Annotated in this window: 11 protein-coding genes; all 11 read right to left on the bottom strand. The window is 35.5% G+C overall.

Features of this window, described 5'->3' with window-relative positions; genetic code table 11:
- Positions 1-759, bottom strand: coding sequence for an MlaE family ABC transporter permease (locus PQ463_RS09695; protein ID WP_274257559.1), 759 nt, complete (start codon positions 757-759; stop codon positions 1-3).
- Between the two features lie 263 nt (positions 760-1022).
- Positions 1023-3296 carry a glycosyltransferase gene (locus tag PQ463_RS09690; protein ID WP_274257558.1) on the bottom strand — a complete coding sequence of 758 codons (2274 nt, stop codon included), beginning with the start codon at positions 3294-3296 and terminating at the stop codon, positions 1023-1025.
- Entirely contained in the window at positions 3277-3426 is a 150-nt protein-coding gene (locus PQ463_RS09685; protein ID WP_443135194.1) for a hypothetical protein, read from the bottom strand. Before PQ463_RS09685 ends, PQ463_RS09690 begins: the two co-directional genes overlap by 20 nt.
- A gap of 267 nt (positions 3427-3693) precedes the next feature.
- Positions 3694-4161 (bottom strand): DUF1440 domain-containing protein, encoded by a 468-nt coding sequence (locus tag PQ463_RS09680; RefSeq protein WP_111377159.1) that lies wholly within the window; start codon positions 4159-4161, stop codon positions 3694-3696.
- A 27-nt stretch (positions 4162-4188) separates the two neighbouring features.
- On the bottom strand, positions 4189-4698 hold the full coding sequence (locus PQ463_RS09675; protein ID WP_274257557.1) for a DinB family protein: 510 nt from the start codon (positions 4696-4698) through the stop codon (positions 4189-4191).
- A gap of 178 nt (positions 4699-4876) precedes the next feature.
- Positions 4877-5089 (bottom strand): hypothetical protein, encoded by a 213-nt coding sequence (locus PQ463_RS09670; RefSeq protein WP_274257556.1) that lies wholly within the window; start codon positions 5087-5089, stop codon positions 4877-4879.
- A gap of 13 nt (positions 5090-5102) precedes the next feature.
- Positions 5103-5483: a DoxX family protein gene (locus tag PQ463_RS09665; RefSeq protein WP_274257555.1), complete on the bottom strand. Its 381-nt coding sequence runs from the start codon at positions 5481-5483 to the stop codon at positions 5103-5105.
- Positions 5484-6102: 619 nt separating this feature from the next.
- Positions 6103-6834, bottom strand: a complete 732-nt coding sequence (locus tag PQ463_RS09660; RefSeq protein ID WP_274257554.1) for a GNAT family N-acetyltransferase — start codon at positions 6832-6834, stop codon at positions 6103-6105.
- Positions 6835-6905: 71 nt separating this feature from the next.
- Positions 6906-7511: a Crp/Fnr family transcriptional regulator gene (locus PQ463_RS09655; RefSeq protein WP_274257553.1), complete on the bottom strand. Its 606-nt coding sequence runs from the start codon at positions 7509-7511 to the stop codon at positions 6906-6908.
- Between the two features lie 263 nt (positions 7512-7774).
- A complete protein-coding gene (locus PQ463_RS09650; RefSeq protein WP_274257552.1) occupies positions 7775-9193 on the bottom strand; it encodes a TolC family protein in 1419 nt (472 codons plus the stop codon).
- Between the two features lie 336 nt (positions 9194-9529).
- Complete coding sequence (locus PQ463_RS09645; RefSeq protein WP_274257551.1) at positions 9530-12694, bottom strand: efflux RND transporter permease subunit; 3165 nt, start codon at positions 12692-12694, stop codon at positions 9530-9532.
- Positions 12695-12706: the final 12 nt, after the last annotated feature.

Here is a 12706-nt window from a genome sequence, read left to right as displayed (position 1 = left end):
TTAAAAGAATAAATCGGTTATTTGAACAGCGACCATATCAATTATAAAAATGCTTAATGATGCTGTAACTACTGCAGAATTTGCGGCTCGTCCTACGCTTTCTGTTCCGTTAGAAGCATTAAAACCTTTATAACAGCCAATGATTCCGATAAAAAATCCAAAAAAGAAAGTTTTAAGTGTTGCTGGAAGCAGATCCAAATATTCTAAGGATTGAACGATTTGGGTTAAAAACCTGTAAAAATTGACATCTCCATGAATATTTATACCCACGTAACCGCCAATAATTCCAATGGCATCAGCAAAAAAGACTAAAATAGGAACCATCAAAGTGCAGGCTAAAACTCTAGTCACAACCAAATAATTGTATGGATTTACAGCCGAAACTTCCATGGCGTCAATTTGTTCGGTTACTTTCATAGATCCTAATTCGGCCCCAATTCCAGAGGAAATTTTTCCCGCGCAAATTAAAGCCGTTATAACAGGAGCAATTTCTCTAATCAGCGAAAGCGCGACCATTCCTGGCAACCAAGATTCTGCTCCAAATTTTACCAACGTAGGACGCGATTGTAGCGTAAGCACCAAGCCCATAATAAAACCTGTTATTGCAACCAAGGGCAGAGATTTATATCCGATAACATAACATTGTTTCAGAAACTCTCGGGTCTCATAAGGAGGAATAAAAACCTCCTTAAAAAACCTTTTGGCGAATATGGTGGTTTCTCCAATTTCGGCGAATGTATTTTTTATATCGAGAATCAAAATTTTTGTTTTTAATGTGAATGATGCAAAGTGAAAATCAATTATTTAACAGTTTTTTCAAATCATTAAATTATATAGGAAAGTTAGCTCTATACTTGTTAAAATGTATTACACAACTTTTTTTTAGCCTTATATAATTTTCATAAACTCACAATAATTAAAACAAGTTGACGTTATGGGGTGCAAACAAAAAATCCCTTTCATTGAGAAAGGGATTTTCAGGGTTTAAAAGTGAAGTATTTGGTTAGCTTCAGTTTCTTTTCTTATAAATTTATGGCAATGCCGCTTCGTGATTTCATTAAAGGGATTACTCTTGATTGCGATATCGCTAATTTTTCCATTAGCAATCTTGCCGTTAGATAGCAAACAGTAGATTCTGCGCCTTGATTCAAGTTTACATTGTGTTTCTCAAGCCCGTCATAACCACCGCCACTTACGGGATTGTACATAATTTGGTTCAAATGATTTTTGCCTAAAAACCAGTTAAAGGCAGCTTTCATTTTCTTTTTGTATTCTGGAGTTTTAAAAGCATTGTAAAAAGCGTTTAAACTTTGAATGGTGTACGTAACATCAATAGGCTGTTCGCCGTATTCATGTGGTTCTGAACCTTTATGATGCCAGCTTTGATTTGAAATGGCTTTGAAAGTTCCTTCTTTAAATGTTTTAGAAATAAGGAAATCTAAGGAATCTAGTGCTACTTTTTTGTAAACCGGTTTATTGGTAATTAAATAAGCGTAAAGCATAGATTCTGGCAAAATGCTGTTTCCATAAGTCAGATAATTTTCAAACCATTGCCAATCTTCTGTTGCTGTATCTTCATAATTTGCGAGAAGTTTAGCATTCAATTTATTGATGATCGCCGCAACATACAAATTCGGAATGGTTGAATGGTATAAATACAAACCTTTTGTAGCAAAACCAATTGAACGTGGCGACTGAATATTTTCTGCCCATTTTAAGGTGTTCAATAAACATCTTGTCGCTTTTTTGGTAATCGCTTCTGGAAGAATATCAGACATAGAAACAACAGTTCCTAATGCCCAAATAGCTCTAGCATTAGAATCTTCTAAATTTACTTCGGCGTTTTGTTCTATATGTTCGCGATTTTCTTGATCAACATAGTTGATAAAATCTCCTTTTGGTTTTTGACAACGCTGAATGAAATCTAAATAGATTAAAATATATGCCAAATCATCTTTGTCCTGAGTCAGTTTATAATGCATACAGAACGCAATTAAAGCTCTCGCATTATCATCTAAAGTATATCCTGAATCTAAATCTGGAATAGAAATTTTACTGAACTGAATAATTCCTAATTCGGTTGTTAGTTTTTTGATATGTTTTAATTGGATAGGAGGATAGCTATATTTAATTTCGGATGGATTTTTAATTAGTTTTTGATAGGTATTCATTTGAGTAATTCCAACATTTTCCCATGAAGTTGCTCTCATTTTGGTAAACGAACTAATTCCCATTTCGTGTCTTAGATTTTCGTCTTCGATCAATTTGATTGCAGCCGCTGCAAACTGATCAGAATCTCCAATATCACACAAAATTCCAGAATCTGGAGTTAATACTTCTCTAGTATGCGGAATTTTAGATGCCACAATCGGACACGCGCAACTCATGGCATAAGCAAAAGTGCCGCTCACTGCCTGATTTGGATCTTTTGAGGTAAACATATAAATATCTGTAGCTTTCAGATATTCTAAAAGTTCATCGGTATCTAGATATTTATTGATAAAACGAACATTGTCCTGAAGGTTTAATTCTTTGACGATGCCTTCTAATTTGTCGCGATACGCATCAACGCCGTCTCTTATTAAATTTGGATGTGTTTTACCAATGATCATATACAAAGCATTTGGTGCTTTTTCGATAATTTTTGGTAAAGCCTGTAAGCCCGTTTCTATATTTTTTCCTTCGCCCAAAAGACCGAAAGTAGAAAGCACTAATCTATCTTCAATGTTTAATTTTTCTTTTGCCTGTTGTGGAGTTTCGTATATCACAATATGAGTTCCATGAGGCACGCAAGTAATTATTTCTTCATTAATATCGTAGTCGTTAGTTAGAATTTCTTTAGATCTATTGGTCATTACAAAAACCGAATTGCTGTAGCTTAAGAGCAGTTTTACAAACGTTCTCAATTCGTCATTCGGATTTGGAATTACGCTATGAAAAGTAAAGGTGACAGGGGCTTTAATAACATTTAGAAAATCTAAAAGATGATCTCCATAATTTCCTGAAAACAAACCAAATTCATGCTGGATGTGAACTAATTTTACAGTTTCATCCTGATTAATTTCCTCGGCAACTTTAGCATATTCTTCTCGAATTTTCGTGTTTAAAGTAAAAGCTTGCGTTGGTTGCTCTTCAATGGGTTCTGTAACCAGCTCGCATATTTCGCATTTTATAGATTTACCATAAACATCTGTAATCCCTTTGATAGTGTCTTGCGTATAAGTTGCTATGCCACATTGCGTAGGCGGAAAAGTAGATAAAAAAACTATTTTTGATTTATTTGATATTGTTTTCATGAGAATTCTTTTTTAGCTCGGTTAATAACTCGTTCAAGTTCAAGGATGCTACCGCAATATTATCTTCGGCAGCGCCATAATAAATATATAGTTGGCCGTCAAAAATGGCAGTTCCTATTAGGAAAACCATATAATTGACATAGCCATGTCTTTCCTATCATTATGCTAATAAATTTTATTTAAAATTACTTTGAGATAAAAGCGACGATTAATTCAATCCACTAAAAAATTAACTCAAAAGCATAAACATGGCAATTCTGTAAGGCTGTTAAGTAATAATGAAAGGGGCGTGTAGTCTAGTTTTTTTGAGGTTCAAAGGTTCAAAGAAGCAAAGGTTCAAAGTATTCTAATTAAAACCTTTGTCACTTTGTTACTTTGTCACTTTGAACCTTTATTCTCAGTACCATTTTGCGTAATATTTCCGTGTTATAAAAGCTATCGGAATTCCGACACAGCAGATTACAATCAATATGGAAAGCAAAAGCGGAAAATCTAGTTTTTTTTCGGGCAGGACAGGAAATACAATCGGCAGAACTACAAGATTCATTATAATCCAGATAAAGAAACCATAGGATACTCCCGAGAGTAAAGTGTTTATTTTAAAAAAAGGGATGTAGGGAAAAATTTTAAAATAAAACCAAGCAAAAATAAAAGCAATTAAGAAATGAAGTCCCAAACCCGCAAAAGTCATTTCTGCTCCGCCCGTATATGCTTCTTTTTTAAAAATTCCGCTAGCAATAGACTGCAGAATTTTTTCGGCTGTTGTTTTATGAAGTATTCCTGCATAAATCAAAATAGCGGCAGTAATGTCTAATGTTCCTGCAACTAAACCAGATGAAACAATGGTTCTAACTTTTGATCTCATAAAAATAGTTTTGAGTTGAATACTGATTTATTGTTTTTTGATGTGTTCGTAAATCGTTTTTAACTGGTGCGTATGTCTCTGAGTATGTATAATGGCAAAATGAAGCCATTCGTAAATCGTGAAATTTTCAAATCCAGGTATTTTAGCATCCAGACAAGTAAGCGTTAAATCGTAAGTTTCTGCCGCTTCATATAAATCATTTTGGATTTTTTTTACAGAAGCCAGCAAAGTGCCTTTTTCATACTCAATAGCAGGAGGTTTTATGTTTTCGGGTGATTGGTATTTGGTATTGTAATCTAAAAAGATGGAGTCGAGTCCTTTTATATTTTCGTCGGGCTCTCTGATTGTTTTTTCGGTTTTTCCAGCAAACAGTGCGGTAAGACCTGAGCAAGCTAAAATAATATGCTGTGCAGTTTGTCCGGCAGTCCAGCTTCCTTCAAACGGGACAATATTGATTTCTTCTTTTGAAAAAGAGGAAATTAAGTCGCCTAATTTACTGTAGGTTTCCAGTATGGTATTTTGAATAGCGCTCTTCATTTTTTTAATTTTAAAAATTGAAAACTCGACAGTAAATCTTTACCGATTGGTTAAAGAAAACCTCAGTACATTATCTGGCGAAATTAATTTTATAGAATTAGGGGAAATGATACTCCTTCAAATATACAATAAAAAATATTAAAAAGCTATAAGTCAGGTATTTGTGGAGTGTTAATTTTTAAGGAAGCGCTTCGCAGAAGTAACCGTGCGAATTTAAAATGGCAATAATTTTTGTATTCGAAATGGTAGGCGCATGAATACGGAGGATTTTGTCGCAATCTTCTAAATCGAAGTTGATCGAGCTGTTTGGAAAATGCTCAAGAAGCTTCTCAATGATAACTTGACATTGAGATTCTTCCTGAACATTTGTTTTAAAAACTTCAATAATCATAAAGTTTTGATTTTTAGAGTGCTATGTTTTTATAACGCTGTATTTTATGATATGTTACATACGAAATAATTAATATAGCTAAAATGATTAATGGAAAGAAGCCTTGAAAACCGATTCCGTCAACTGCAAAGTGGCTTATGGATGCAAAAATGAAATCGAATGCAAATCCGGCATAAGCCCATTCTTTGATTTTTCCAGGAACTTGCGGAATAATTAAAGCTAAAACTCCAAGAATTTTAAACACGACTAATGCATTTCCGAAATATTCTGGATAACCAAGGTGTCTGATTCCTTCTTTGGCTAATTCGGTCTGTGAAGTTAAAGCTGGCATAACACCTTCAAATAAAAAAATAAGAATAGTAGTAGTCCAAAAAATAATTTTTGTTGTCTTCATTGGGTATTTGTTTTAAATAGTTATTAGTTAATGTATTACAAATGTACTATTCTTATTTTTTCATAAAATACCTATTTATGACTATTTTGGGGGCATTTGGGACATTGTTAGTTATGAGTTATGAGTTATGAATTGTGAATTGAGATGCTACTACACACAGTTTGTCATCCCGAGGAACGAGGGATCTCCGCACGTAGCTCCGCAAAGTTTTGTCTTCCTGAGCGAAGTCGAAGGATCTCGTGCTGAATCTATGCATCGGGCTTAATTGTACGAGTGCTTCGATTTCGCTCAGAATGACATTAAATACTTAAAAAAACTTTGTTACAGTTTCAATGAAATAGTTCTCGCAAAGACGCGAAGCCGCAAAGTTTTTTTTAGCTCTCGCAGATTTGGCAGATTGAGCAGATTAGATTTTTAAGCAAGAAAATAAATAATCTGCTCAATCTGCCAAATCTGCGGGAAACAAATCCTTTAATCTTTTTTAATCTGTGGCTTGAAAATAAGACTTTGCGACTTCGCTCTCGATAACTATCGGGATTGCGAGAGAATTAATTAGCTGATTAATTGGAATTTGGACTCGAGCGATAGCGAACAGGAGAAGCAATTTAAAATTTGGAATTTAACCCAGTTGGTAATTCGTAATCGTAAACAAATCCTCAAAACCTAATCTTGTATAAATACCTTTTCCTAAAGCCGAAGCTTGCAGTTGCGCATATTCACAATCGGCATCAATGGCTTCGTTAATGGCAAATTTCATGATTTCTTCTGCGAAACCTCTTTTGCGCATTTCTGGAATAACGCCGACACCATGAATTCCCATTATGTTTTCTGTTTGAAAAAGTGCCAATGTTCCTATAGGTTTTTCTTCAAAATGAACCAGAAAGTACTTTACATTCTCATAATTCTGTATCAATGTTTCTTTGCTGATGACATAATTAAAAGACAATGGATAAATGTCTGTCCAAGTATTGGCATCTTCTTCATTTAAAACTCGTTTAAAAGTTAAGATGTTTGGAGTCGTAAATTTTTGATCGAGTTTTAAAGCCATAGCAGCAAGCTGATTTCGAATTGAAAATCCGTTTTTCTCGAAGATTTTATTTGAATTGCTTCCAAAAATATCCCAATACGGAACAACCAAACCCGGATTTTTTTCAATAGTTTCCTTAATCTGCTGAAGATCTGTTTCTGTAATATCTTCTCTGAACCATAATCTATTTGGCCAGCCTGCATTTTTTATTTGAGAAAATTCTAAAAAGTCATTTTGATGGTAGGAAAGGAGAGGTATGGCTGCAGTTTTCCAAAGAGTTGTCAGATTGTCAATATTGTCTTTGATAAGATTTATATGGTTCATTTTTATGACGAGTTTTAATTATAAAGCAAATATAAATCTGGTCTTTTAGAAAAACCTTTACATATGTTGATTTACAAATCTTTTTCCAGACTTTTCCTGATTCGGCTTAACTGTGTTGGTGTAATCCCCAAATGCGAAGCAATATGCAATAACGGAACCCGATCTGCGATTGTCGGATGCGTCTCAAGAAGATTAAGATATCTTTCTGTTGCATTCTGCATTACTAGCGCCACTTCTCTTTGTTCTTTTTCGATAATCCAGTTTTTTTCCAAGTATGCAATGTAGAAGTTTTTAAGATCATCATTTTCGGTAATCAACTGAATGTATTTTTTGTAATTAAGTTGGATTAAAATACAGTCTTCTAAAGCTTCGATCGTAAAGTCGGAAGGAGTTTGCAGCATTGATGAAACTTTAGAGCATGCAAGCCTGTTTTCGAAAAAAAGGTTTTTGTTATAGAAATTTCCTTGTTCGTCTGTAATAAAAGTGCGTAAAATTCCCTTTGCAATAAAATACATATTTTTGCAGATTTCTCCTTTTTCGAGTAAAATTTCTCCTTTTTTGATTGTCTGGAAATGTGTTAAGTTTTCAATCAATTTCCATGACTTCTCAGAAATAGGAGCGTAACTTTCGAAATATAATTTTAGATTGTTGAGGTATGTTTCTTTATTGAAAGTCATAGATTGTTTTGTTTTGCCACAATCCCGATAGCTATCGGGACTAAGACGCAAAGTTTACTGCCACGAAGTTCACGAATTTTCGCGAATTATTTTTATAATCAGAGAGAAAAGAAATTAGTGAAAATTAGTGAAATTTGTGGCAAACAAAAAAAACTTCGCGCCCTAGCGCCTTCGTGGCAAAAGCATAAAAAACGCCATGAAACCTAAGTCCCACAGCGTTTTCATCTCAAAAAATAAATAATTAACGGGTAATGTAACGGGTATTATTTCCAGCCTCCACCTAGAGCGCGATACAAATCTGTATTGGCTGTAAGCTGTTGTCTTTTAATATCGGCAAGTTCCAATTCGCTTTGCAAAAGATTTGCTTGCGCTGTTAAAACTTCAAGATATTCTGCTAAACCATTTTTGAATAAAAGGTTTGCATTTTTAATAGCCTGCTGTAATGTTTTTACTTTTTCTTTCAAGAAAGTTTCTTGTTGCTGTAGTTTCTCCACTTTTACCAAAGCATCCGAAACTTCACTTACGGCAACCAAAACCGATTGTCTAAAAGATAAAACTGCTTTTTCTCTTTCTGCTAAAGCGATATTATATTGCGTTTTAAGTCTTTTGTTATTCAAAAGCGGCTGTGTTAAACCACCTGCAACAGTTCCGAATAAAGAAGCTGGAATATTGAACCAATTACTGGTTTCAAAAGAGTTTACGCCGCCTTGAGCCGTAATTCTGAGCGCTGGGTATAAATCCGCTTTCGTGATACCGACATTTGCATTGGCAACCTTAAGAGCTAATTCGGCGCTTTTTACATCAGGTCTTCTGCTTACTAATGAAGACGGAATTCCAACTGCTGTATTGTGTTTTACTTCAAGTGCACTTAAACGAACTGATCTTTCTTTTGAATCAGGAAAAGAACCAGTCAAAACACTCAAAGCATTTTCCTGAATCGCAATGTTTTGTTCCAATAACGGAATCAATTGTGCTGAGTTTAATTTTTGTGCTTCCGATTGTTGAATCGCTAAAGTGGTTACCTGACCTGCATCATATTTTAATTTGATAATATTGGTTGTACTATCATTTAAACGAAGATTTTGTCTGGCAATATCCAATTGCGCATCCAACATCAAGAGATTATAATATCCTCTCGAAACATTAGCAACGATATTGGTCTGCAATGCTTTTTTTACTTCTTCAGACTGAAGATATCCTGCATAAGCTCCTTTCTTTTGGTTTTTGATCTTTCCCCAAATATCTGCTTCCCAAGAAAGAGAAGCTCCAGCAGAATAATCGTCAATATGTTTGGCACCGATTGCCTGATTTAAGTTCAATCCCGTAAAACTATTGTCAGACGGATTGCTTGTACTTGCGTTTACAAATATGTTAACCTGAGGCACATTTCCCCATTTTGACTGTGTAAAACGGTATTGTGCAATTTCGATATTCTTTTCAGCAATCTGAAGGTCGTTGTTTCTCGCAACGGCGCTGTCGATTAATTTGATAATATCTTTTTCTGTAAAGAAATTTTTCCACTCCACATCGGCAATACTAGTTGTATCACTCGAAACCGATGCATTCCTGAAATTCTCAGGAAATGCATCTTTTGGAGTTTCAATATCCTTTGAGACTTTACAGGATATTAAAGTCGTGATCAGAATGGCGAAGGTCACGATTTTGGTTATATGATTTTTCATTGTCTTTTTATTAAATTTTTTTATCCGTTGGGTGTAGTTTTTTAAACACATAGAAACATAGTTTTTTGAGGCTTTTTAAAGAGGCGTTTCACTAGTTTAAATGCACATAGGTTTGCTATGTGTGGAAACTAGTTTCTTTTATTCTCTTTTTTCGAGACAATCCCGATAGCTATCGGGACTATGTCTCTATGTGTTAAAATATTTTTTCATCCCAAAGGGTTAAATTTCTGTACAAGTATCTTTTCTAGTTTCAAGATCTCTTGAGATTCTGTACGATATATATCCGATGCCAAATATGATGGCGACAAGTATGGTTGTGATATAGTTTTCCATTTATTATTTTTCTTCGTTATGAATTACAGCGATTGGTTTCCCGCTCACTTTTTCTTGTAAATGCTGGAAGATGATGAATAAAACAGGAATGATAAACAAACCTAGAATTACTCCTGAAAGCATACCTCCAGCTGCCCCAATACTGATCGAGTGGTTACCTTGTGCTGATGGACCTTTGGCACTCATCATTGGTATTAAACCAACCACAAAAGCAAGAGACGTCATGATAATTGGTCGCAAACGTAATTTTGCTGCCATAATTGAAGCTGCTATTAAACCTTGTCCTGATCTTCTTCGCTGTGCCGCAAATTCCACAATCAAGATGGCATTTTTGGCGAGAAGTCCGATCAGCATGACAAGAGCAACTTGTACGTAAATATTATTTTCAATTCCAGTTAAACCAATAGCAACGAATACTCCAAAAATACCTGCAGGGATTGACAAGATTACTGCCAAAGGCAAAATGTAACTTTCGTACTGTGCAGCAAGTAGGAAATAAACGAATATCAAACACAGTAAAAATATAGTTGCCGATTGTCCTCCTGACGAAATCTCCTCACGTGTTTGGCCCGAGAATTCAAACCCGTAACCTGCAGGTAATTGTTGTTTTGCTACTTCTTCAATGGCTTTAATGGCATCTCCAGAACTAAATCCAGGTTTCGGAATGGCATTAATAGAAATTGAGTTAAATAAATTATATCTAGAAGCGGTTTCTGAACCATAAATACGAGTTAGTTTTACTAAAGTATTTATTGGCACCATTTCGCCTGTTTTGTTTTTTACAAAAACTCTGTCAATTGCAGTTGGATCGGCTCTGTCTTCGATATCTGCCTGAACAACGACACGGTAATATTTACCAAATCGGTTAAAGTCAGATGCTTGTGCGCTACCAAAGTACGCTTGCATGGTTTGTAAAATGTCTTTTACATTAACACCCAATTGATTTGCTTTTTCGTCATTAACTTCCAATTGCAATTGTGGATAATCTGCTTTGAAAGAAGTAAAAGCAACTGCAATTTCCGGACGTTTCATTAATGCTCCGATAAATTCCTGAGAAATGCCACTGAACTTATCCAGTTTTCCTCCTGTTTTATCTTGCAGCACTAAATCTAAAGCCTCAACGTTACTAAATCCTGGAACAGTTGGGAAACTGAACACGAAGAAACTTCCTCCAGAAATTCCGCCCAGTTTGCCACGAACCTGATTCATGAATTCGTCAATATTTTTTACTTCTCCGCGCTCTTCGTTTGGTTTAAGCAATACGAAAATTACAGCAGAAGATGGGCTTGTAGAGTTAGTCAATAAGTTGAAACCTGAAATCGCGGTTACAAATCGAGAAGCTTCTAATGATTTTAACGTATTCTCAGCTTCGGTCATTACTTTTTGAGTTCCGTCCAATGATGTTCCAGATGGTGTGTTTACTGCAATAGCAATAAATCCTTGATCTTCTGTTGGAATAAACCCTGCAGGAGTTGTTTTTACCATCACTACAGTTGCCAAAGTAATTAAAGCTAATCCGCCTAAACTCAACCATTTTCTTCTGATTAAGAATTTAAGTCCGCTTACGTAACGATTTGTAAGCGATTCAAAACTGCTGTTGAAAGCGCTGAAGAATTTTTCTTTAAATCCTTTTTTCTCGTAAGGCGCATCGTGATCGTGTGCTCCGTGATTATCTTTTAAAAATAATGCCGCAAGCGCCGGACTCAATGTTAAGGCATTTACTGCCGAAATTACAATTGCAATTGCCATTGTAAAGGCAAACTGACGATAGAAAACTCCTGTTGAGCCTTCCATAAAACCAACCGGCAGGAATACAGCAGCCATTACCAGCGTAATCGAGATAATAGCACCCGTTATTTCGTGCATTGCTTCATGGGTTGCGATTTTTGGAGACAAGCGTTTATGCTCCATTTTCGCATGCACCGCTTCGACTACCACAATGGCATCATCGACCACAATACCAATCGCCAGAATTAATGCGAAAAGCGTTAAAAGGTTGATCGAAAATCCGAATAACTGCATGAAGAAGAACGTTCCTAAAATTGCTACAGGTACAGCAATGGCCGGGATTAAAGTTGATCTAAAATCTTGCAAGAAGATAAATACCACAATAAATACCAGTATAAAAGCTTCTATTAACGTATGCTCAACCTGTTCGATAGATTGGTCAAGAGATACTTTTGTACTATAGAAAATATTATGTTTGATGCCTTTTGGAAAATCTTTAGAAGCTTTTTCCATCATTTTGTTAATGGCGATCTGAATATCATTTGAGTTAGATCCAGCCAACTGAATAACTCCAATTACGATTCCTTTTTTACCATTCAAACGAGTTAAACTGTTATAAGAGTAAGCACCCAATTCAACTCTCGCTACATCTTTTAAGCGAAGTACTGAGCCATCTGCATTAGAACGTATAGCAATATTTTCATAATCTTCTGGTTTAGTTAATTTCCCTTTATATTTAATAACGTATTCAAAAACTTCTTTGCTTCGCTCTCCAAATTTACCTGGAGCCGCTTCCAAACTTTTGTCTTGAATCGCTCCCATAACTTCGCTAGGCGTTACTTTGTAAGCAGACATTTGTGTTGGATTCAACCAAACACGCATAGAGTAATCTTTTACACCACCAAAAATACTGGCAGAACCAACACCCGGAATACGTTTTAATTCTGGAATAATATTAATCTGTGCATAGTTGGCAACAAACGTCTGATCGTATTTTGCTTCATCATCGGTGTACATACCAATTGCCATGATGAAACTGTTTTGCTGTTTCGCTGTAACAATACCTTGCTGTACAACTTCGGATGGCAATTGGCTCGTTGCTTGCGCCACACGGTTTTGTACGTTTACTGCAGCTTGGTCGGCATCTGTTCCTAGTTTAAAGAAAACTGTAATAGCCAAAGTACCGTCGTTACTGGCTGTAGAACTCATGTACGTCATGTTTTCTACACCATTTATAGATTCTTCGATAGAAGGTGCCACAGAACGTAAAACCGTTTCTGCGTTGGCTCCCGGATATACCGCCGTAACCAAAACCGATGGAGGCGCAATATCAGGAAACTGTTGTAAAGGCAGTTTAGTTAAACCCAATACTCCCAGAATCACCAACAAAATGGAAATTACGGTTGCCAGTACAGGTCTTTGTATAAATATTTTGAACATTATTTCTTCTGA

It is taken from the genome of Flavobacterium sp. KACC 22763, assembly GCF_028736155.1.
GTDB lineage: Bacteria > Bacteroidota > Bacteroidia > Flavobacteriales > Flavobacteriaceae > Flavobacterium.
Note: the sequence above shows the minus strand (reverse complement) of the source record. Positions and strands in the feature narration are given on the sequence as shown.